The following is a 20,818-nucleotide window of genomic DNA, read 5'->3' on the forward strand; positions in this document are numbered from 1 at the left end:
TGCATTGGGTGGGCAAGAAACGCGTCGATGCAAGGGTTTGCAGTGTGCGACGGTCAGCTTCTATCGGCCTATGGGGTCGCCCCCTGTGCTGTGTCCTGGCCGGCGGCTGGTCTCGACGCCGGGTTCGCCGACATAACATCCTGCGGTGCGATGCGCAGCGCCCGCAGGGCATTGAGGATGACAGCCACGTCGATCACCTCTTGCAACAGCGCGCCCTGAACCGGACTGAGATATCCGTAGGCCGCAGCAATCATGCCCAGAACAGAAAGTCCGATCCCCACAACCACGCTTTCCATGGCGATCCGACGGGACGCGCGCGCGATCTCGATCCCCGGCCCCAACCGGTCGATCCGATCCACCAGTAGCACCACGTCAGCGGCCTCGGCCGACGCGGCAGCGCCCCTTGCGCCCATGGCGACACCCACATCGGCCGCTGCCAGCGCTGGGGCGTCGTTTACCCCATCGCCTACCATCATCACCGGTCCATGTTTGCGCTCTGTGAGAACCAGCAGAACTTTCTGGTCCGGTGTCAGCCCGGCCCGCAGCCCATCCAGACCAAGACCTTCGGTCACGCGTTCGGCGACCTCAGCGCGGTCACCTGTGGCCAACAGAATCCGACTGATCCCTTGGCGACGCAGCCCCGCCAGCATGGCGCTTGTTCCTTCGCGCAGCGGGTCCGACATGACCAGATGCCCTGCCATCTGCCCGTCGATTGCAACAGCAACCAACACAGACCCCACGTCCTTGCCGGGCAGCCCCCTGTCCCCTCGACCAACCAATGACGCTACAAAATCATCGCCACCGACAATCACCTCGCGGCCCTCGACACGCCCTTTGACACCTTCGCCCGGCATCTCCATCACATCGGTCGGTATCGGCAATGCTTGCCCGCGCAGCTTGGCCGCAGCCACAACGGCCTGCGCCACGGGGTGTTTCGAGGCCTGATCCAGGGATGCGGCAAAGCGCAGGATGTCGTCCGCAGGCATGCCGTTTGCGCTGTTGATCGACACGATCTGGGGTCGGCCATCCGTCAGCGTGCCGGTTTTGTCGAGGATCAGCGTGCGGATCCTTGCCATCGTTTCGAGCGGACCAGCACCCTTGATCAGGACGCCGAAATGCGCGGCCCGCGACAGCCCCGCCACAAGGGCCACTGGTACGGCAAGGATCAGTGGACAAGGCGTTGCCACAACCAACACCGCCACCGCCCGGATCGGGTCGCCTGTAAACCACCACGCCGCCAAAGCGATCGAGACCGTCACGACAAGAAACCCCAGTGACCAGCGGTCCGCCAGCCGGGACATCGGAGCTTTGGAGGCCTGCGCCTCCTCGACCAGCCGGACTATACCCGCATAGGTGCTGTCCTTGGCTTCGCGCATCGCGGTCAGGTCAAACGCTTCACCCGCATTGGTCGAGCCGCTCATCGCCTCAGCTCCACGCGCCAAGCGGACTGGCAAGGATTCACCCGTCAACGCGGACATGTCCACGAAGGCCGTGTCAGACGCCACTGTCCCGTCTACGGGCACCACATCGCCCTGCCGGATCAAAAGCCGGTCGCCCATGGCGATCTCGTCCAGCGGGACTTCTTCCAACCCACCATCGCGGTGTCGCGTCGCGGTTCGTGGCACGCGGGACAACAGGTCGTGCATTTCGCGACGCGCGCGGCCTTCCGCAAAAGACTCAAGGAAGGTACCGCCGGAATACATGACCGCAACCACCGCAGCGGCCAGTGTTTCGCCAAAGACCAATGCCGCCGACATCGAAAGCGCCGCCACGATGTCCAGACCGATTTCGCCAGATCGCAGGCTGCGGAGGATCTCGATCACCAGTGCCACAAGCGCGGGAACAACCCCGGCAATCCAGACAAGGTCCGCGAGATCCGGCCTGTCGGCAAACCAGAGGACCAGCCCCAAAGCGAGGCCCGTCGCCGCAAGCAGCAATATGACGGTCTTCAAACGGTCGGTGCCGGACGGTTCCATGCGGCGTCGCTTCCTTTCGCCGGGGCATGTGGAGAAGGGTCGCCGGAACGATGCCGTCCGACTCTTGAACCCTTTGTACCGCGTCCATCATCGCGCAGGAGGCGCGGAGCGTCGAGCCGAAGTTTCAGGATAAACGGTTTAGCACCCCGATCCCGCCATGGATGATCCACGGTGCCCCCGATTTTTGCCAAGTGGTAAAATATTGCATCGGGCACGCCGATTTTCACCCGTCCCGCTTTTTGCCAGCGCGTTAGGTCCCGGTTACACGATCAAATCAGGAATGCTGTTCCGGCAATACTCATGGATCTCCCCGCTTCGGGTCAGCCAGATATCGTCCCGATGTGCGCAGATATGCGCCAGGGCCCGACGAAGATGGCGCAGCCGGTACGGTTGCCCCACAAGATAGGGATGCAGTGCAATGCCCATGACCAAAGGCTGCGTTCTGGACTGCTCCAGCATTTCGTCAAAATTGTCGATGATCATGTCCGCAAACTGCGCCGCGCCGTCCTTGCGCGCCACGATGGAGGGAATGTCGTTGGCCTCTTGTGGGTATGGAATGGACAGAAGCCGCCCCGCGCTGGTCTGCATCCAGACCGGCTGATCGTCCATACACCAGTTGAGGGTATAGCCGTAGCCCGCCTCGGCCAGAAGGTCGGGCGTATCGACACTTTCAGCAATCCAAGGTGACAGCCATCCCTGCGGAGCCATACCTTCGGCCTCTGTCAGGACCTGCGTCGCCTCTGCGATCAGTGCCGCCTCACCTGCCCGGTCAAGCACGCTTTGCCGTTCGGAATTCGTGCGCCCATGTCCAACGATTTCGTCGCCGCGCTCACGAAAGGCCGCGATCAGGTCGGGCGCGTAATCGTACATCGCGCTGTTGGCAAGAACGCTGACCGGCATGCCCAGCGCGTCGAACATATCCCTCATCCGCCACGCGCCGACACGGTTGCCATAGTCGCGCCACGCATAGTTCAACACATCGGGCTGCGGCCCGCCGGGCGCGATTTCCGCACCCAATCCTTTTCCAAAGGCAAAGTGTTCGAGGTTCAGTCCGATATAGACCGCCAGCCGCGTCCCATTCGGCCAGGTGTAATCCGGTCGCCCGGTGATCGGGCTGTAGGCGTAGCGCCCATGGTCGTGCAGCATCTAGAGATCCGCCTCCGCCAATCCGGCCTTGTGAAGCAGGATTTCCGCACTGTCATTCCAGACATCCGTCGCCACGATCTTTCCCCCGCGCACGATGAACTTGTCCATGTACCGGTTGGTCTCGAACGTAGTGCCGTCTTTCCATTCGCCGTAAAGATAGCCGGTGTTGTAGACATGCACGTCGCCGGTCTCGGCATCGAGTGCGGCGTCAGTGCGCAAGAACCGTTTCTTCACCCAGGCGTACCGTTTGGCATTGAAGGCCGAGGCGTCCGCCGGGCCTGAAAACCGGCGACCCCCGGTAAAGACCAACTGAAAATCCTGCGAGACATAGGCCGATGCGCCTTCGGGATCCGGAACCATGGAGCGTTCGAGGTAGGCTTCCACGATTGCCTTGGCCTCGACGACGGGATCGGTCTTCATGTCCATTCGGATCTCCCTTGAATTGGTAAGCTGTCTCAAGCGATGCGCCGGGCGATAGCCCCGGCGCATCTGGCAATTAATTTGGATCAGTTGATCGACACGTCCAGCATCCGCTCGGATGCGGGGCTGAGGAAGGAGCGGTCAAAGATTTCCGACGCTTCGGGGATAGTGTCGAGGCCGTAACCCTCGGCAATGAGGGCGATGGACCGGGTCAGACGCTCATCCACAAGATCGCCAATGCCCGTCTCGGCCGTCTCGGGCGCGTTCATCAGCTTGGTCAGTGCAAATTCCAACCGCGCCCGCTCCAGTTCTGGGTCGACGAGGTTGTCAAAAGCCATGATGGCTTCGACCGCGACATCCTGATCCTTCATGACTTCCAGCGTCGCCTTTGTGACCGCGCGCACAAGCCCCGCGACGGCTTCGGGATTTTCCGCCAGCAATGTGCGCGAGACCATCATGCCGTTGGAATAAAGGTCCATGCCGTAGTCTTCGTAGTTGAACCAGTCGAAATCAGCTGCCGGATCCTTGCGGTTGGCAATGAGGTTGAACCAGCTCGAAACCGTAAAGGTGTACGCCCCGTCGATTTCCCCGCGGATCAGCATGGGTTCCTGAAGGTTCGGCGCAAGGCTTTCATACTTCACCGTGTCGATGTCGATGTCGTTCAGGCGGGCAAAGACCGGAAACAGGCGCGTTGTCGGTGTGCCCTGAGCGCCGCCCAGTGTCTTGCCTTCGAGTTGCTTGGGCGACGTCAGCCCCAGTTCCTTGGGCACCGCGATCGCGAACGGCGGGCGGTTCCACATCTGGAACACCATCACCGGTGCTTCGCCCGGACGCGCAGCGGCGTTCTGGATGATGGCATTGATGTCACCGAACCCGGCGTCGTAGGCACCGCTCATGATGCGGGTCACGGTGGCGGCAGAGCCTTCCCCCTGATCGATGGTGACGTTGAGACCTTCTTCTTCAAAGTAGCCTTTGTTCAGCGCCACCAGAAAGGGCGCGTCGGACCCTTGGGTCTTCCAGCCAAGGGTAAACTTGATGTCCGTCATCTCGGCCATCGCCGGGGTGATCCCGGCCATCACGGCGACTGCGGCGGCAAACAGGGTATGCTTCATCGTCTTTGTCCTTTCGATCTAAGGGAATACAGGTCAGGTGATGGCGATTTCGGTGTCACGGGTGGCCCATCCGGTCACCCGGCGCTCCAGCCAGGAGAAGAGCGCGTAAAGAACGACCCCAAGCATGGCGAGGATGATCAGACCGGCGAACACCAGCGACACCTGAAAGTTCGATGATGCGGTCATCATCACGTTGCCGATGCCCCGGTTGGAGGCCACCGTCTCGGACAAAACCGCGCCCACGAAAGACAGGGTGATGGCCACTTTCAGCGAGGCGAAGAAATACGGCATGGTGCGCGGCAGACCGACATTCCAGAGGATTTCGGACTTTGACGCACCCAGCGTCTTGAGCACGTCCTCAAGATCGGGCTCGGTCGTGGCAAGGCCAGTTGCGATGTTCACCACGATGGGGAACACGCAGATCACCATCGCGGTCAGGATCGCAGGTGTGGTGCCAGAGCCGAACCAGAGCACAAAGATCGGCACGACTGCGACCTTGGGGATCGACGAGAACCCGACCAGCAAGGGATAGGCGACGGAATACGCCACTTTGGAGGTCCCGACCAGAACACCCAGAGACACGCCAATACAAACCCCAAGCGAAAATCCGATCAGCGTCGAATAGAGGGTCTGCAGGATATGCGGCCAAAGGATCGGGAATTTGGTCCAGAGCGTCACAAGGATCTCGGACGGGCGCGGCAATACAAGATCGGAGACGCCCAGCACGATGCAGAGCAGTTCCCACATGAGGAAGAAACCTGCGATCAGGGAAAACGACCACATCCGGATGCGTTGCTTTTCGGTCATGGCGCGCTCCTAGGTCCGGACCTGGGCGATCAGCGCCCGGAGGGTCTGGGTCATTTCGACGAATTCGGGCGAGTAAATCGTTTCGATGGCGCGCGGCTGCGGCAACGGCACCACCTCATCGGAAATGATCCGCCCCGGACGCGCGCTCATCACGCAAATCCGCTTGGCCAAAAAGCCGGCTTCGCGCAGGTCGTGGGTGACCAGAAGGACAGTGGGTTTGCGGTCAAGGTAGAGGTCCTGCAGGATCTGCCACAGCTCTTCCCGGGTGAACTGATCCAATGCGCCGAAGGGTTCATCCAACAGCAGAAGATCGGGATCATGCACCAGCGCCCGGCACAGATTGGCGCGCTGCAACATCCCACCGGACAATTGCCACGGAAAATGGCCTGCAAAATCCTTGAGCCCGACCTGCCCCAAGAGCGTGTGCACCCTGTCGCGGAACGCGCCCTTGCGGTCCTGCCGAAAGGTGTTCTTGAACGGTTTGACGATCTTGAGCGGCATCATCACGTTCTGCTCGATCGTCAGCCACGGCAGCATGGTGGGGTTCTGAAACGCCATCCCCATACGCAGGTGCCGGATCGCAGCATCCCGCCCACCGACCAGTACCGCGCCCGAGGACGGAGTGATCAGGCTGGTGACCAGTCGCAGGATGGTCGACTTTCCACAGCCCGAGGGCCCGACAAGAGCAACGAAGTCGCCCTGCTCCAGGGTCAGTTTCGTGGGGGACAAGGCCGTCACAGCCTTGTCGCCAGTGCCAAAAACAACTGAGGCCTGCTGCAATTCCACGGCTTTGATCCGCGTCGCGGCAGCACTTGGCACCGCGGTCAGGCTTACGGTCTCTACAGGGTCTGCGGGGTGTGCTGAAATGTTCATGCCTGCTGGTAAATCGCAGAGTATTTCCAGGCCAAAATTCTAAGTAAATTATTTTTGACTAATTTTCGCCCGCGATCAAATCGCAACCGATTTGCACGCTGTTTGCCCGTAAAACTTGCATATGCGGAAGTATACCGACACGAAAAAATGTCACATGCTTCCGTCGATTACGACGACGGATGGCGGCAAGAATCGTCACCCTGCCACACCCGTCTGGCAAAACGCGACGAAGTGGAAATCAGCCGAACGGGCCAACCGGCGCTTCAATCTCTGCTTTCGTGAAATCGTAAGTAAGTGAACGTTTCACCCACAGCGCGAACGTCAGACCTATGTTCCAGCCCCAAGATAGGACAGAACAACGTCAACGGCATGGCCGCGCCGCGCGTCTTGCCATTCAGGATCTGTCAGATCCTGCCCGACAACGGTGCCCAGCGTAGCGGCGTTGTTGAGGTGGTGCGCAGACAGCGCGACAACAGTCACATAAAGCTGAACCGGGTCGGGTTTGCGGGAAAACGAGCCTGCTGCATGACCCCGTTCCATCAATTCACCAATCGCCGTGATAAAAGGCTGCGACATGTCGCGGATCATCTGTGATCTCTTGATATACTTGCCGTTCAACAGGTTCTCATTACGGATCAGCTTCAGGAAATCGCCGTTCTGGGCAAAGTAATCATAGGTGAATTCCACCAGACGGCGCGCTTCGAGAACGGGATCGGCTGTCCCGAACCGCAACTGCGCTTCGCGGTTTCGGATCTGGGCGTAAACACTGTCCAGAACCGCGAGGTACAATTGCTCCTTGCCGCCAAAGTAGTGGTAAATCATGCGCGCATTACACTTGGCAGCCTTGGTGATGCGCTCCACCCGCGCGCCGTGAAATCCGTGTTCGGCAAACTCGGTGACCGCCACCGACAAATCTCAGCCCGTGTCCGCTCGGGGTTCCGGCTGCGCACCGGCTGTGCCTTGGGGACATCTTCGATTTTGGACATGATCTACCTTCTAAAACCGGCTGTCCGCAAAGGATAGGCGCAAGCCGAACAAGTTGAACAGCCCCAGTCAGACGTGCGGCTTGCCACCTGCGAGACCATTTACAGGTATTCGAAGGCGTCAAAGCCCCCGAAGATAGGCGAACATGACCTCGGCGGCAGACACATCCAGCGGCACACCCGGTGGGTTGTCCTTGAACCCCGGCTCGCTGAACAGTTTTTCGATCTGTCCGTCGTTCACATACATCGAATACCGCCAGCTTCGCAGACCCATGCCATTGCTGGTGCGTTCGACGAGCATCCCCATCTTGCGGGTGAATTCGCCGTTTCCGTCAGGCAGCATCATAACGTTTTCGATGTTCCGAGACAGGGCCCACTGATGCATCACGAAGGCATCATTGACGGATACGCAGATCACCTGATCGACACCCAACGCACGAAACCTGTCGGCATGCGCCTCGTATCCCGGCAGGTGGCTGTCCGAACAGGCAGGCGTAAACGCACCCGGCACGCCAAACAGAACGATCCGCTTGCCGGAGAAGACATCATCCGAGGTCAACTGCTTCCATTCAAACGGGTTGGGTCCGCCCAGGGCATCGTTGCGAACGCGGGTGTGGAACAAGGCGTCGGGAACAGTCTGCGGGTGCATGGTTGGCCTTTCAAAAAGATCGTAACTTGGCATCTAGGGCAGGATGTTCCGCGCGTCGATCCTGCCGCGCGCGAGGGGCGTCAGTCCGCGGCGGCACGCGACGCTAACATCGGCCCACCCTTCCAACGGGGAAACCCATATCCATTGACCATGACCACGTCGATATCATTGGCAGACCGGGCGATGCCTTCGGCGAGCACCGCCTCCGCCTCGCGGGTCATCGCGCCCAGTATGCGCGGCATGACATGTTCAGTGGGAAAGCTTGGGTCAGCTTTGCCCATCACCTGACGCTCTTCAGCGATGATCGACATCACCAGCTCGGACGGCTGCGCGCCTTTGTCGGAATGGTCATACCATCCCGCGCCTGTCTTTTGCCCGAACCGACCCATCTCGCAGAGCCGATCTGCGATCCGGATATAAGGGCCACTGATCTTGCCCTCGGCCAGCCGCCGTTTGCGCATCGCCCAGGCGATATCCAGCCCTGCTAGATCCTGCATTTCAAACACGCCCATCGGAAAGCCATAGTCCCGCATTGCGGCATCCACCTGTTCAGGGGTGGCCCCGTCGATCAACAACCGATCCGCCTCGGCGCGGTAGGCCGACATGATGCGGTTGCCGATGAACCCGTCGCAGACACCGGACAGGACCCCGATCTTTCCCAGCGATTTCGACAACTTCGCTGCCGTGGCAATCACATCCTCGGCCACCGCGTCGGGCAGGACGATCTCCAAGAGCTTCATGATATGGGCCGGGGAAAAGAAATGCAGACCAATGGCGCGCGAGGGGTCGGACAGAACACCCGCGATGGCGTTCACGTCGAGATAGGAGGTATTGGTCGCCAAAATCGCATCCGGTCTGGTGACCGCATCCAGTTGTGCGAAGACCTGTTTCTTGACCTCCAAGTCTTCGAAGACCGCCTCGATCACCAAATCCGCATCCGCCAGAGCGGCGTAATCCGTAGCGGTTTCGAACCGCGCGATGACCGCATCCAGGTCAGGCAGAAGGCCGCGCTTGGCGCTGCTGTCGAGCGTCCCACACACGCGGTTGGTTCCGGCCGCAAGGCTTGTGTCATCGCGTTCGATCAACGTCACATGGAACCCGCGCATCAGGCAGGCCGATGCGATTCCCGCCCCCATTGTGCCGCCACCGATCACGCCGATCCGGGTGACCGGGCGCGGGGTCTGTTTGAAACTCGGGTCAGCCAAGGTGGCGCGTTCGGCAAAGAAGATGTGCCGCAAGGCGCGGGCCTGATCGCTGGATTTCAAGGCAAGGAAGGTCGCGCGTTCTTCGGCCAAAGCCTTTTGCGCGGGCAAGCGCAAGCCACGCTCAACCGCGTCGATGGCCGCCCCAATCGACACCTGTCCGCGTGCTTTGCGACGCAAGCCCGATGCCGTCTTGTCGAATGCGTCAGGATTGGTTGCGCCGACAACTGCATTCTCAAGCGTGCGCCGTGGAGCATCCAGCGTGTTTGCCAAGGCCACGGCCTCGCCCAACAGATTGCCCGTTGCAATCGCGTCGATCAGACCGGCCTCCAGCGCGGCTTTGGCCGAGATTGGTTTACCCCCCGCGATCATCGTCAGAGCCAGTTCCGCCTCGACCAATCGCGGCAAACGAACCGTTCCCCCTGCCCCCGGCACCAGTCCAAGGGTCACTTCGGGCAACCCCATGCGCGCCTTGGGGTCGGCAATGCGCACGTGGCACCCCATCGCCAGTTCCAACCCGCCGCCCAAAGCGGTGCCGTGGATCGCCGCGACCCACGGTTTCGATGCTGCCTCGATGGCGGCGATGACGTCCGGCAGATGCGGCTCCACAGGCGGCAGGTCGAATTCGCGCACATCGGCCCCGGCGACAAAGGTGCGCCCGGCGCAGGCGAGAACAACCGCGTCGATATCAGGGGCAACCTCAGTCGCCGCAACTGCCTCCAAAAGCCCCGCGCGCACGGCTTGCGACGATGCGTTGACCGGAGGATTGTCGATGGTGACGACCGCAACGCGGCCTTGTTTGGCTATCGAAACGGTCATCGCTCTGGGTCGCCTTTGTCCTGAAGTGTTGGCGTATTTGTCGGGGCGCGGGTGAAGAATGGCAAGTGCCTCCCTCCATCGGAGGCGCGGCGATGAATTTATTTCAAATTTAAAATTTCAAACTTGAAATAAATTTGCGACTCGTGCAGCCTTCCCTTCAAGCTGCCAAAGAAAGAGGTCGAAATGCGTGTTGCATGTCTGGGGGGCGGTCCGGCGGGGCTTTACTTCGCGATCTCGATGAAGCTGCGCGATCCTTCGCATGAGATCACGGTGATCGAACGCAACAAACCAGACGACACATTCGGCTGGGGCGTGGTGCTGTCGGACGAAACGCTCGACAATCTGGCCGCCAATGACCGACAAAGTGCCGAGGCGATCCGCGCCCATTTCGCCTATTGGGACGACATTGCCCTGCACTATCGCGGCGAACGACTTGTGTCCTCTGGGCACGGGTTCTGCGGGATCGGGCGCAAACAGCTGTTGATCCTGCTGCAGGCACGGGCACGGGAATTGGGCGTCGAACTGCGGTTCGAGACCGAAATCGGCAGCGCTGACGATTACCGTCAGGAATACGACCTTGTGGTTGCCAGCGACGGTCTCAATTCCAAGACCCGCACGCTTTATGCCGAGAGCTTCAAACCCGACATCGATCTGCGCCATTGTCAGTTTGTCTGGTTGGGCACCCATCAGCGCTTTGATGACGCGTTCACCTTCATTTTCGAGGAAACCGACAAGGGCTGGGTCTGGGCGCACGCCTACCAGTTCGACGACAACACCGCGACCTTCATCGTGGAATGCACGCAAGAGACGTTTGACGCCTTCGGCTTTGCCGACATGACGCAGGACGAAAGCATCGCCACCTGCGAGGAAATCTTCAAAAACCACCTTGGCGACCACGCCCTGATGACCAACGCGCGGCATATCCGGGGATCGGCCTGGATCCGGTTTCCTCGCGTGCTGTGCGAGACATGGAGCCACGAGAACGTCGTGCTGCTGGGCGATGCCGCCGCGACCGCGCATTTCTCCATCGGGTCGGGCACCAAGCTGGCGCTGGAATCCGCGATTGCGTTGGCCGAGTACCTGCACACAGAGCCTGACATGACCCGCGCGTTCCAGCGCTACGAAGACGAACGCCGTCTCGAAGTGCTGCGCCTGCAATCGGCGGCGCGCAATTCGATGGAGTGGTTCGAAACGGTGGAGCGGTATCTGGGCCTAGATCCTGTGCAGCTCAATTACTCGATGCTCACCCGCAGCCAACGGATCAGCCACGAGAACCTGAGGGCGCGCGACAAGGCGTGGCTCGAAGGCGCGGAACGCTGGTTCATGACGCAGGCGGGTGTGCCGGAGGACGCGCCTCTGCGGGCGCCAATGTTCACTCCATTCCGTCTGCGGGACATGACGCTGAAGAACCGCGTCGTGGTCTCACCCATGGCGCAATACATGGCAGAGGATGGCTGCCCCACCGACTGGCACCTTGTTCACTACGGCGAACGTGCCAAGGGGGGCGCGGGGCTGGTCTTTACCGAAATGACCTGTGTGTCGCCCGAGGGGCGGATCACACCGGGCTGTCCGGGGCTTTACGCGCCCGAACACGAAGCGGCCTGGGCGCGGCTGACAAAATTCGTACACGGCGTTACGGATACGAAAATCTGCTGCCAGATCGGCCATTCCGGGCGCAAAGGCTCGACCCAATTGGGATGGGAACGAATGGACGCGCCCTTGCCCACGGACAACTGGGACTTGGTCAGCGCCTCGGCCGTGCCGTGGTCGGACGACAACGCCACCCCGCGCGAAATCACACGGGCAGAGATGGATGAGATCACAGCGCAATTCGTGGCCTCTGCCGAAATGGCAGATCGGGCCGGATTCGACATGATCGAACTGCACGCGGCACACGGGTATCTTCTGTCGTCGTTCATCTCGCCCGCCTCGAATATCCGTACAGATGAGTACGGCGGCAGTCTTGAGAACCGTCTGCGCTACCCGCGTGAGGTGTTCTCTGCGATGCGGGCGATCTGGCCTGAGGGGAAACCAATGTCGGTGCGTATTTCGGCCACCGACTGGCTGGACGAGGACGGTGTGACACCGGACGAAGCGGTGCTGATCGCCAAAGCCTTTGCCGATGCCGGAGCCGACCTGATCGACGTGTCCGCAGGACAAACCTCGACCAAGGCCAAACCCGTCTATGGAAGGATGTTCCAGACCCCATTCTCGGACCGCATCCGCAACGAGGCGGGGCTCTGTACGATGGCAGTCGGGAATATTTACGAAGCCGATCACGCCAACTCGATCCTGATGGCCGGGCGTGCCGATCTGGTAGCCGTGGGGCGACCGCATCTGGCCGATCCCTACTGGACCCTGCACGAAGCGACCAAGCTTGGCGACCGCGCGGCACAGGACTGGCCTTTGCCCTATCTCGCCGGGCGCGATCAGGCGTGGCGGCTGGCCGAGCGCGAGGCCGAGGCGGTGCGGGCATGAGGCGGGTTCTGGTCACCGGCGGCGGAACGGGCATAGGTCGGGCGATTGCCCATGCCTTTGCCGACCACGGCGATGCGGTGACCATCGCAGGCCGCCGGATCGAGCCATTGCATAATGCCGCCGAGGGGCGCGATATCACCTGCCGTCAGGCCGATGTGACCTCGGAAGCAGACATCGCGGCCCTGTTCGACGCCCCGTTCGACGTGGTGATCGCCAACGCAGGCTGGGGCGCATCCGGCAAGGTGGCGAAGCTGTCGCTTGACGATTGGAACGCGACGCTTGCCGTCAACCTCACCGGCACGTTCCTCACCTTCCGCGAAGCATTGCGGACGGGGCCAGCGGAGGCACGGCTGATCGCCATCGCCTCGACCGCGTCCTTGCAGGGCAACGCCTCTGTTCCCGCCTATACCGCGGCCAAGCACGGTGTGCTGGGGCTTGTGCGCTCCATCGCGCTGGACGTGGCCAAAACTGGCGGCACCTGCAACGCGATTTGTCCGGGCTTCACCGATACCGATCTGGCGGAAGGCGCCATCACCGGGTTGATGCAACGCTTCGATCTGGACCGCGAGGCTGCGACCGCGAAGGTCGCCGCAGGCAACCCGCAAGGGCGGCTGATCACCCCGTCCGAGATTGCCGGAACCGCGCTTTTCCTTGCCTCGCCAACCGCGGCTGGCATCAACGGACATGCTCTGTCAGTCTCGGGGGGCGAGGTATGAAACCCGAACACAGCGTTCAGACCGAACCGATGTCTAAGGCTCGCCTGCGCCTCTGGCTGCAGCTTCTGAAACTGTCTTCGGGGATCGAAGGCGAATTGCGCCGCCGGTTGCGCGACCGGCATGACACCACCCTGCCCCGGTTCGACGTGATGGCCGCCCTTGCCCGCCACAAAGACGGGCTGAAGATGAGCGATCTGTCCCGCTACCTCAAAGTGTCGAACGGCAATGTGACCGGGATCGTTGACCGGCTGGTCGAAGAAGGGCTGGCGCTGCGCGTGGCCGTGCCCGGCGACCGCCGTGCCAATCTGGCGCGACTGACCCCCAAGGGAGAGGCCGCGTTTGCAGACCTCGCTGCTCAGCACGAGGCGTGGATTGACGAACTGCTCGCGCCACTCTCGGACAGCGATACCCAGACACTGATGGGCCTGCTGAAAAAGGCCATGACGCAGGAGGCCAGACATGGATCTGAGTAAGCCACAGCATTTCCGTTGCGAGATCGCAGGCGGCATCGCGCGCATTGCGCATGACCGGCCCGAACGGAAAAACCCCTTTACCTTCGACAGTTACGCCGAACTGCGCGACTGGTTCCGGGCGCTGGTCTATTCAGACGACATCCATGCCGTCGTGATCCTGCCCAATGGCGGCAACTTTTCCTCGGGCGGCGATGTACATGACATCATCGGCCCGCTGACGCGGATGAGCATGAAGGAACTGCTGACCTTCACCCGCATGACCGGCGATCTGGTCAAGGCGATGATCGGCTGTGGAAAGCCAGTGATTGCGGCTGTCGATGGCGTCTGCGCGGGGGCTGGCGCGATCATGGCGATGGCTTCGGACCTGCGCTTGGCCACGCCCGAGGCCAAGACTGCGTTCCTGTTCAACCGCGTCGGACTTGCGGGCTGCGACATGGGCGCGTGCGCAATCCTGCCCCGGATCATCGGACAGGGGCGTGCCGCAGACCTGCTTTACACCGGACGCGCCATGAGTGCGGCTGAGGGCGAGGCGTGGGGGTTTTTCAACCGCGTTGTGGAAGCGGACGCGCTGGAGGCCGAGGCGATCAAGCTTGCCGAACGCATCGTGGCAGGTCCGACCTTCGCCAATTCCATGACCAAGACAATGCTGGCGCAGGAATGGTCGATGAGTCTTGAGCAAGCGATCGAGGCCGAGGCGCAGGCGCAGGCGATCTGCATGCAGGGCAACGACTTCCGCCGCGCCTATGACGCGTTCGTGGCCAAGGAAAAACCTGTGTTCGAGGGCGATTGATGGCAGATCAAAGCTACCTCCACTGGCCGTTTTTCGACCCCGCCCATCGGGACTGGGCGGCGCGTGTCGAAGAGGTGGCGCTGGGTTTGGAGATTGACCACCGCGACACGGATGCAGCGTGCCGGGCGCTTGTCGCTCAATTGGGTGCGGCGGGTCTTTTGCAACCTACCTCAAGCGACGACGGAAAGTTTGATCTGCGCGCGCTATGCCTTGCGCGGGAAACGCTGGCGCGGCACGACGGGCTGGCCGATTTTGCCTTTGCCATGCAGGGGCTGGGCACCGGGGCAATAACGCTGTTTGGAACCGAGACGCAGAAAGCCACCTGGCTCCCGAAAACCCGCGTGGGTGAGGCGATTGCCGCCTTTGCGCTGACCGAACCGGGGTCGGGATCGGATGTGGCCAACTCCGCCATGACCGCCACGCACGATGGCGACAGCTACGTGCTGAACGGCGAAAAGACGTGGATTTCAAATGGCGGCATCGCCGATGTCTACACGCTCTTTGCCCGCACCGGAGAGGCTCCGGCGGCCAAGGGCCTGTCGGCCTTCATCGTCACCCCCGACCTTCCGGGCTTCGAGATTGCAGAACGGCTAGACACCATCGCGCCACATCCGCTCGCCACGTTGCGCTTCACCGATTGTCGTGTCCCCGCGAGTGCGCTGCTGGGCGCGCCCGGTCAGGGGTTCAAGGTTGCAATGTCGGTGCTCGACGTCTTCCGCACCACTGTAGCGGCCGCTGCGCTTGGCTTTGCACGCCGCGCACTGGACGAGGCTTTGGCGCGGGTGACAACGCGGCAGATCGCCGGGTCGCCGCTGGCCGATTTGCAAATGGTCCAAGGCCATATCGCGGACATGGCCGTCGATGTCGATGCAAGCGCCCTGCTCGTCTACCGCGCCGCGTGGACACGCGACAGCGGGGCGCCGCGCATCACCCGCGAAGCGGCGATGGCCAAGCTCTTTGCCACCGATCAGGCGCAACAGGTCATCGACAAGGCGGTTCAGCTTTTCGGCGGCGACGGCGTGCGGTCGGGCACGGCTGTCGAAACGCTCTACCGCGAGATCCGCGCGCTGCGCATCTACGAAGGCGCGTCGGATGTTCAGAAAGTCATCATTGCCCGTCAGACCCTTGCTGCCTTCGAAGGAGGAACGTGATGCTCGGACCCTCTGCCCATGTCGACACATTCGCCCGCGACAACCTTCCGCCGCCTGACCTCTGGCCCGAGTTCCATCTGGCGGGGTTCGATTATCCCGAACGGCTGAACGCCGGATGGGAACTGACCGATGGCATGGTCGAGAAGGGTTTTGGCGACCACACCGCGCTGATCGGCAACGGGCGGTTGCGCACCTACAAGGAACTCAGCGACTGGACCAACCGGCTGGCCCATGTGCTGGTCGAGGATTTGGGCGTGAAACCGGGCAATCGCGTGCTGATCCGGTCGGCCAACAACCCGGCGATGGTGGCTTGCTGGCTGGCTGCAACCAAGGTGGGTGCGGTGGTGGTCAACACCATGCCGATGCTGCGCGCGGCGGAGTTGCGGACCTATGTAGAACTGGCCGAAATCACGCATGCGCTCTGCGACACACGACTGATGGACGAGATGGTGGCCTGCGCCAAGGACAGCGCGACGTTGACATCCGTGGTCGGGTTCGATGGCACCTCTAACCACGATGCAGAATTGGACCGACTGGCGTTGGAAAAGCCCGTGCGGTTCACCTGCGTCCCCACGGGGCGGGACGATGTGGCGCTGCTGGGGTTCACGTCGGGGTCTACCGGGGTGCCCAAGGCGACGATGCATTTCCACCGGGATCTGATGATCATCGCCGACGGTTATGCGCGCGAGGTGTTGGGCGTGACACCGGACGACGTGTTTGTCGGCTCTCCGCCGCTGGCGTTTACATTTGGGCTGGGAGGGCTCGCGATCTTTCCTTTACGGTTCGGCGCGGCAGCCACGCTGCTGGAACAGGCGACGCCGCCGAACATGATCGAGATCATCGAGAAATACAAAGCCACGGTCTGTTTCACCGCCCCCACCGCCTATCGCGTGATGCTGCGCGCGATGGAGGATGGGGCCGACCTGTCGTCCCTGCGGGCGGCGGTTTCGGCTGGGGAAACCCTACCCGGACCTGTCTATGACGAGTGGATCGCCAAGACGGGCAAACCCATGCTCGACGGGATCGGTGCGACGGAGCTGCTGCATATCTTCATCTCCAACCGGTTTGACGACCACAAGCCTGCCTGCACCGGCAAACCTGTGACCGGGTACGAGGCCAAGGTCCTCAATGATGCAGGAGAAGTGGTGCCAGACGGTGAGGTCGGGCGGCTGGCGGTGCGCGGCCCGACCGGGTGTCGCTATCTCAAGGGCGATCGCCAGAGCGCCTATGTGCAGGATGGCTGGAACATCACCGGCGACAGTTTCTGGCGGGACGAAGATGGCTATTTTCACTTCGCCGCGCGCAATGACGACATGATCGTCAGCTCCGGCTACAACATCGCCGGTCCCGAGGTGGAAGCGGCCTTGTTGGCCCATCCAGCCGTGGCCGAATGCGCGGTGATTGGCGCGCGTGACGAGGAACGCGGACATGTCGTTCAGGCCCATGTGGTGCTGTCCGAAGGACATCTCGGGACTGCCGATATGGTCAAAGCCTTGCAGGAGCATGTGAAGGCGACCATCGCGCCCTACAAATACCCTCGGTCGGTCGTGTTCACGGACAGCTTGCCCAAGACCGCGACCGGAAAGATCCAGCGTTTCAGGTTGAAAGAACAATGACAGAACCCGCCTTTGCCAAAGACCAAAAGGTCCTCTTTCGTCATTGCGACCCGGCGGGGATCGTCTTTTTTCCCCGCTATTTCGAGATGATGAACGATCTTGTCGAAGAGTTCTTTGACGAAGCTCTCGGCTATCCGTTTGAAGAAATCCTCAAGACCGAAGGCGTCCCCACTGCCCAGATCGAAACCCGGTTCGTCTTGCCAAGCTACCACGGTGATCTGTTGCAGCTGAGGCTGTGGGTGACACGGCTTGGTACGACGTCTATGACCTACAAGATGACCGCCACATGCGGCGACGAGCTGCGTTTTGAGACCCGCGCCACCTTGGTGCATGTCAATAGCATGGGCCGCCCCGAACCATGGCCCGAACAACTGCGCAACACAGTCAAGACCCATGAGGCCCGAGATGACACATAAAACGATCCAGCCCGAGGGCTGGTTGCCCGCCAAGGGCTATGCCAACGGGATGCTGACCAAGGACGGCGTGCTGCATATCGGCGGGCAGATCGGCTGGGATGCCAACAAGGTCTTTGTGGCTTCGGATTTCATCGGCCAGATGCGGCAGGCTCTATCCAACATCCGCGCCATCGTCGAAGCAGCAGGCGGCACAGTCGAAGATGTCACCCGGCTGACATGGTTTGTGACCGACAAGGCCGAGTATCTGGCGCATCAGGCCGAAGTCGGCGCAGCCTATCGCGACGTGTTCGGCAAGCACTTCCCCGCGATGTCCATGGTGGTGGTCAGCGCGTTGATCGAAGACGAGGCCAAGGTCGAAATCGAGGCCACCGCGCATCTGGGGTGAAAGGTCTCACCGTCGCGCGGGCAGAACCTTTCCGACACATGCACCGAAGCCAACGCGGTAGCCGTCCCCTTGCGCATGACCGCGCAGGTTCAGAGTGTCGCCGTCTTCAACAAAAGTCCGCATTTCGCCGGTCTCCAGCGTGATCGGTTCTTTTCCACCCCAACTCAATTCCAGCAAGGCCCCACAATTGTGCCGTTCCGGCCCTGATATTGTGCCAGACCCAAGCAGATCGCCCACCCGCATTGGACAGCCAGAGCTGGTGTGATGCGCCAATTGTTGCGCAGCCGAGTAATACATTTCGCGATAGTTGGTCCGGGCGATAACGGTCTCGGTGCTGCCGTCTGGCGTCAGCCCAACCTCTAATGCGATGTCGTAGAGCATCGGACCGGGTTCCAACAGATAATCCAGCAGCGGCTTGTCCCGTGCAGGTGTGTTGGTGCGGAACGGTTCAAGTGCGGCGGCGCTCACGATCCACGGGCTGATGGTCGTCGCTGTGGCCTTGGACTGGAAAGGGCCGAGCGGCTGGTATTCCCACGCCTGAATGTCCCGCGCCGACCAGTCGTTCAGGATCACGTAGCCAAAGATGTTGTCGAACGCCTCGGCCACGCTGATTGGCCCGTCGGACGCCTGCCCCACAATCGCGCCCATTTCGAGTTCGATGTCGAACCGGGCCGACGGCGCAAAGCGCGGTGTGGCATCGTCCGGTCCCTTGATCTGACCATGCGGGCGCGTGACGGGCGTGCCGGAGACCACAACCGAGGACGCACGGCCATTGTAGCCAATCGGGATATGCAGCCAGTTCGGCGGCAAGGCGTTTTCGGCCCCCCGGAACATCGTGCCGACATTGGTGGCGTGATGGCGGCTGGAATAGAAATCGGTGAACTCGCTCACACGGAACGGCATATGCAGCACCGCCTGGGCCATCGGGACGGAATGGGTGATGATCGCGTCCTGCACCGCCTCGTCCGCGCCGTCGGCCAACATGGCAGTCAGCGCCGCGCGGTAACGGGACCACGCCTCACGCCCCAACTCCATGAAATCGTTCCAATAAGGCGCGTCCAGCACATCCGCATCAGGATCGGCGCGCAGAATACCCGCCGCCTCTAGCCCGGTGGAATCAACGATGCGGTCGCCAATCGCCACACCGCAGCGCAGATCGCCGTCGCCCACCGAAAACACGCCATAGGGCAAATTGTTCAGCGGGAAATCACACTCCGGCGCATTGGCGCTTTCCAGCCAGGACCGACGCAGACCCATCGATTATTTCTTCCCCGGCGTGCCGTCGAACTTCTTTTCCAAGCTGTCCCAGCAGTCGATATAGTCGTCCTGCAAAGGCGCTTCTTTCCCCGCAAATTCAGTAAGATGCTGCGGGAACCTCGTTTCGAACATGAAGGACATGGTGCGGTCCAATTTGTCGGGACCGAGGTTGGCATTCGACGCCTTTTCAAACGCCTCGCGATCCGGGCCATGGGGCAGCATCATGTTGTGCAAACTCATGCCGCCGGGGACAAAGCCCTGCGGCTTGGCGTCATACTGTCCGTAGATGTTGCCCATGAGCTCGGACATGATGTTCTTGTGATACCACGGCGGACGGAAGGTGTTTTCCGCCACCATCCAGCGTTCGCGGAACAGAACGAAGTCGATATTCGCCGTACCCGGAACCCCTGAAGGGGCGGTCAGAACGGTGAAAATCGACGGGTCGGGATGGTCGAAGAGGATCGCGCCGACGGGACAATAGTTCCGTAAATCATACTTGTAGGGCGCGTAGTTTCCATGCCACGCGACCACGTCGAGCGGGCTTTGACCGATCTTGGTCTCATGAAACTGCCCGGCCCATTTGACGGTCAGGGTCGATGGAACCTCGCGGTCCTCGAACGCAGCAACCGGCGCTTTGAAGTCACGCGGATTGGCCATGCAGTTGGCCCCGATTGGTCCACGCCCCGGGAGGTCGAATTTCTGGCCGTAGTTTTCGCAGACAAAGCCCCGGCACGGGCCATCCAGTACTTCGACCCGGTAGACCAGACCGCGCGGGAGGATCGCGATTTCCTTGGGTTCGATGTCAATGAGGCCAAGCTCGGTCGCAAAGCGCAGCCGCCCCTCCTGAGGAACGACCAGCAACTCGCTGTCGGCACTGAAGAAATAGCCGTCCTTCATGCTCTCGGTCACAAGGTAGATGTGACTCGCCATGCCCGCTTGCGTGTTCACATCCCCCGCCGTGGTCATGGTGCGCATGCCCGTGAGCCAGGTCAGCGCCTCACCCGTATGCGGCACAGGGTCCCAGCGGTATTGACCAAGGCTGGTCACGTCTTCGGGAATGTGCGGCGCGCTTTTCCAATAGGGCAGATCAATCCGCGTGTAACGAGCGGAATGTTTGACCGAAGGCCGAATGCGGTAGCACCATGTGCGTTCAGGGCGCTCTGCAGTAAAGGCCGTGCCGGAAAGCTGTTCGCCATAAAGCCCGTAATTGCATTTCTGCGGGCTGTTCATGCCGCGCGGCAGGGCGTCGGGCAAAGCCTCCGTCTCGAAATCATTGCCCCAGCCGGGCATATATCCCGGCTCTGTCAGGGTGCCTTTGGCCTGAACGAGGCCGGATGTGTACGGAGCATTCATGACTTGTCTCCTTTCGAGGCGGCGGCCAGCGCTTCGGTCAGCACCGCGCGGTCGCCGATATGGTTGGCGAGGATCAGGATCAGACGGGCGTTCAGCGCGATGCTGTCATCGTCGCTCAGCCCCTCATGGGCATTGAGCAATTCCGCGTAGAACCCATCGGGATCGGGTATATTGGGAGTGGTGTTCAAAGCCATCG

The 20,818-nt window shown here is 61.3% G+C and carries 20 protein-coding genes; 8 read left to right on the plus strand and 12 right to left on the minus strand.

Annotation, left to right across the window (positions count from 1 at the left end):
* Positions 1-68: 68 nt before the first annotated feature.
* From ACMVPR_RS09820 to ACMVPR_RS09860, 9 genes are all read right to left on the minus strand, one after another.
* Entirely contained in the window at positions 69-1,976 is a 1,908-nt protein-coding gene (locus ACMVPR_RS09820) for a heavy metal translocating P-type ATPase (RefSeq protein WP_416882712.1), read from the minus strand.
* A gap of 261 nt (positions 1,977-2,237) precedes the next feature.
* Complete coding sequence (locus tag ACMVPR_RS09825; RefSeq protein ID WP_416882713.1) at positions 2,238-3,122, minus strand: polysaccharide deacetylase family protein; 885 nt, start codon at positions 3,120-3,122, stop codon at positions 2,238-2,240.
* On the minus strand, positions 3,123-3,548 hold the full coding sequence (locus ACMVPR_RS09830) for a nuclear transport factor 2 family protein (protein ID WP_416882714.1): 426 nt from the start codon (positions 3,546-3,548) through the stop codon (positions 3,123-3,125). It abuts the gene before it with no gap.
* Between the two features lie 80 nt (positions 3,549-3,628).
* Positions 3,629-4,654, minus strand: a complete 1,026-nt coding sequence (locus tag ACMVPR_RS09835) for an ABC transporter substrate-binding protein (RefSeq protein ID WP_300587719.1) — start codon at positions 4,652-4,654, stop codon at positions 3,629-3,631.
* A 33-nt stretch (positions 4,655-4,687) separates the two neighbouring features.
* The gene (locus ACMVPR_RS09840; protein WP_416882715.1) at positions 4,688-5,461 is read right to left on the minus strand and encodes an ABC transporter permease; all 774 of its coding nucleotides are present in this window, start codon (positions 5,459-5,461) and stop codon (positions 4,688-4,690) included.
* 9 nt (positions 5,462-5,470) lie between these two features.
* Entirely contained in the window at positions 5,471-6,334 is an 864-nt protein-coding gene (locus ACMVPR_RS09845; RefSeq protein WP_300587722.1) for an ABC transporter ATP-binding protein, read from the minus strand.
* A gap of 327 nt (positions 6,335-6,661) precedes the next feature.
* Positions 6,662-7,240: a TetR/AcrR family transcriptional regulator gene (locus ACMVPR_RS09850; protein WP_416882716.1), complete on the minus strand. Its 579-nt coding sequence runs from the start codon at positions 7,238-7,240 to the stop codon at positions 6,662-6,664.
* A 198-nt stretch (positions 7,241-7,438) separates the two neighbouring features.
* The gene (locus tag ACMVPR_RS09855) at positions 7,439-7,966 is read right to left on the minus strand and encodes a peroxiredoxin (RefSeq protein ID WP_416882717.1); all 528 of its coding nucleotides are present in this window, start codon (positions 7,964-7,966) and stop codon (positions 7,439-7,441) included.
* Between the two features lie 80 nt (positions 7,967-8,046).
* A complete protein-coding gene (locus tag ACMVPR_RS09860; protein ID WP_416882718.1) occupies positions 8,047-9,987 on the minus strand; it encodes a 3-hydroxyacyl-CoA dehydrogenase NAD-binding domain-containing protein in 1,941 nt (646 codons plus the stop codon).
* A gap of 183 nt (positions 9,988-10,170) precedes the next feature.
* Between ACMVPR_RS09860 and ACMVPR_RS09865 the strand changes: the two genes are divergently transcribed.
* The 8 genes from ACMVPR_RS09865 to ACMVPR_RS09900 are packed head-to-tail and all read left to right on the plus strand — an operon-like array spanning position 10,171 to position 18,012.
* Positions 10,171-12,465 carry a bifunctional salicylyl-CoA 5-hydroxylase/oxidoreductase gene (locus tag ACMVPR_RS09865; protein ID WP_416882719.1) on the plus strand — a complete coding sequence of 765 codons (2,295 nt, stop codon included), beginning with the start codon at positions 10,171-10,173 and terminating at the stop codon, positions 12,463-12,465.
* The gene (locus ACMVPR_RS09870; protein WP_416882720.1) at positions 12,462-13,181 is read left to right on the plus strand and encodes an SDR family NAD(P)-dependent oxidoreductase; all 720 of its coding nucleotides are present in this window, start codon (positions 12,462-12,464) and stop codon (positions 13,179-13,181) included. Before ACMVPR_RS09865 ends, ACMVPR_RS09870 begins: the two co-directional genes overlap by 4 nt.
* Complete coding sequence (locus ACMVPR_RS09875) at positions 13,178-13,654, plus strand: MarR family winged helix-turn-helix transcriptional regulator (protein WP_416882721.1); 477 nt, start codon at positions 13,178-13,180, stop codon at positions 13,652-13,654. Before ACMVPR_RS09870 ends, ACMVPR_RS09875 begins: the two co-directional genes overlap by 4 nt.
* Positions 13,641-14,444: an enoyl-CoA hydratase family protein gene (locus ACMVPR_RS09880; RefSeq protein ID WP_416882722.1), complete on the plus strand. Its 804-nt coding sequence runs from the start codon at positions 13,641-13,643 to the stop codon at positions 14,442-14,444. Before ACMVPR_RS09875 ends, ACMVPR_RS09880 begins: the two co-directional genes overlap by 14 nt.
* Positions 14,444-15,595: an acyl-CoA dehydrogenase family protein gene (locus ACMVPR_RS09885; protein WP_416882723.1), complete on the plus strand. Its 1,152-nt coding sequence runs from the start codon at positions 14,444-14,446 to the stop codon at positions 15,593-15,595. Before ACMVPR_RS09880 ends, ACMVPR_RS09885 begins: the two co-directional genes overlap by 1 nt.
* Complete coding sequence (locus ACMVPR_RS09890; RefSeq protein ID WP_416882724.1) at positions 15,595-17,211, plus strand: AMP-binding protein; 1,617 nt, start codon at positions 15,595-15,597, stop codon at positions 17,209-17,211. The genes ACMVPR_RS09885 and ACMVPR_RS09890 overlap by 1 nt, the downstream gene beginning before the upstream one ends.
* The gene (locus tag ACMVPR_RS09895) at positions 17,208-17,627 is read left to right on the plus strand and encodes an acyl-CoA thioesterase (protein ID WP_416882725.1); all 420 of its coding nucleotides are present in this window, start codon (positions 17,208-17,210) and stop codon (positions 17,625-17,627) included. The genes ACMVPR_RS09890 and ACMVPR_RS09895 overlap by 4 nt, the downstream gene beginning before the upstream one ends.
* Positions 17,617-18,012: a RidA family protein gene (locus ACMVPR_RS09900; protein ID WP_300587743.1), complete on the plus strand. Its 396-nt coding sequence runs from the start codon at positions 17,617-17,619 to the stop codon at positions 18,010-18,012. Before ACMVPR_RS09895 ends, ACMVPR_RS09900 begins: the two co-directional genes overlap by 11 nt.
* Positions 18,013-18,018: 6 nt before the next feature.
* On the opposite strand, the gene fahA is transcribed toward ACMVPR_RS09900, so the two are convergent.
* From fahA to ACMVPR_RS09915, 3 genes are read right to left on the minus strand one after another with little or no spacing between them, the layout of a single operon-like run.
* A complete protein-coding gene (fahA, locus tag ACMVPR_RS09905) occupies positions 18,019-19,269 on the minus strand; it encodes a fumarylacetoacetase (RefSeq protein WP_416882726.1) in 1,251 nt (416 codons plus the stop codon).
* A 3-nt stretch (positions 19,270-19,272) separates the two neighbouring features.
* Positions 19,273-20,622 carry a homogentisate 1,2-dioxygenase gene (gene hmgA, locus ACMVPR_RS09910; RefSeq protein WP_416882727.1) on the minus strand — a complete coding sequence of 450 codons (1,350 nt, stop codon included), beginning with the start codon at positions 20,620-20,622 and terminating at the stop codon, positions 19,273-19,275.
* Positions 20,619-20,816: a DUF2783 domain-containing protein gene (locus ACMVPR_RS09915; RefSeq protein ID WP_416882728.1), complete on the minus strand. Its 198-nt coding sequence runs from the start codon at positions 20,814-20,816 to the stop codon at positions 20,619-20,621. Before ACMVPR_RS09915 ends, hmgA begins: the two co-directional genes overlap by 4 nt.
* Between the last annotated feature and the right edge of the window lie 2 nt (positions 20,817-20,818).

The organism is Marivita sp., from assembly GCF_048006345.1.
GTDB lineage: Bacteria > Pseudomonadota > Alphaproteobacteria > Rhodobacterales > Rhodobacteraceae > Marivita.

What these genes read in the sequence shown, in the direction of transcription:
- ACMVPR_RS09820 (WP_416882712.1), bottom strand. Translation starts at nt 1,976, where the DNA reads ATGGAACCGTCCGGCACCGACCGTTTGAAGACCGTCATATTGCTGCTT.
- ACMVPR_RS09825 (WP_416882713.1), bottom strand. Translation starts at nt 3,122, where the DNA reads ATGCTGCACGACCATGGGCGCTACGCCTACAGCCCGATCACCGGGCGA.
- ACMVPR_RS09830 (WP_416882714.1), bottom strand. Translation starts at nt 3,548, where the DNA reads ATGGACATGAAGACCGATCCCGTCGTCGAGGCCAAGGCAATCGTGGAA.
- ACMVPR_RS09835 (WP_300587719.1), bottom strand. Translation starts at nt 4,654, where the DNA reads ATGAAGCATACCCTGTTTGCCGCCGCAGTCGCCGTGATGGCCGGGATC.
- ACMVPR_RS09840 (WP_416882715.1), bottom strand. Translation starts at nt 5,461, where the DNA reads ATGACCGAAAAGCAACGCATCCGGATGTGGTCGTTTTCCCTGATCGCA.
- ACMVPR_RS09845 (WP_300587722.1), bottom strand. Translation starts at nt 6,334, where the DNA reads ATGAACATTTCAGCACACCCCGCAGACCCTGTAGAGACCGTAAGCCTG.
- ACMVPR_RS09855 (WP_416882717.1), bottom strand. Translation starts at nt 7,966, where the DNA reads ATGCACCCGCAGACTGTTCCCGACGCCTTGTTCCACACCCGCGTTCGC.
- ACMVPR_RS09860 (WP_416882718.1), bottom strand. Translation starts at nt 9,987, where the DNA reads ATGACCGTTTCGATAGCCAAACAAGGCCGCGTTGCGGTCGTCACCATC.
- ACMVPR_RS09865 (WP_416882719.1), top strand. Translation starts at nt 10,171, where the DNA reads ATGCGTGTTGCATGTCTGGGGGGCGGTCCGGCGGGGCTTTACTTCGCG.
- ACMVPR_RS09870 (WP_416882720.1), top strand. Translation starts at nt 12,462, where the DNA reads ATGAGGCGGGTTCTGGTCACCGGCGGCGGAACGGGCATAGGTCGGGCG.
- ACMVPR_RS09875 (WP_416882721.1), top strand. Translation starts at nt 13,178, where the DNA reads ATGAAACCCGAACACAGCGTTCAGACCGAACCGATGTCTAAGGCTCGC.
- ACMVPR_RS09880 (WP_416882722.1), top strand. Translation starts at nt 13,641, where the DNA reads ATGGATCTGAGTAAGCCACAGCATTTCCGTTGCGAGATCGCAGGCGGC.
- ACMVPR_RS09885 (WP_416882723.1), top strand. Translation starts at nt 14,444, where the DNA reads ATGGCAGATCAAAGCTACCTCCACTGGCCGTTTTTCGACCCCGCCCAT.
- ACMVPR_RS09890 (WP_416882724.1), top strand. Translation starts at nt 15,595, where the DNA reads ATGCTCGGACCCTCTGCCCATGTCGACACATTCGCCCGCGACAACCTT.
- ACMVPR_RS09895 (WP_416882725.1), top strand. Translation starts at nt 17,208, where the DNA reads ATGACAGAACCCGCCTTTGCCAAAGACCAAAAGGTCCTCTTTCGTCAT.
- ACMVPR_RS09900 (WP_300587743.1), top strand. Translation starts at nt 17,617, where the DNA reads ATGACACATAAAACGATCCAGCCCGAGGGCTGGTTGCCCGCCAAGGGC.
- fahA (WP_416882726.1), bottom strand. Translation starts at nt 19,269, where the DNA reads ATGGGTCTGCGTCGGTCCTGGCTGGAAAGCGCCAATGCGCCGGAGTGT.
- hmgA (WP_416882727.1), bottom strand. Translation starts at nt 20,622, where the DNA reads ATGAATGCTCCGTACACATCCGGCCTCGTTCAGGCCAAAGGCACCCTG.
- ACMVPR_RS09915 (WP_416882728.1), bottom strand. Translation starts at nt 20,816, where the DNA reads ATGGCTTTGAACACCACTCCCAATATACCCGATCCCGATGGGTTCTAC.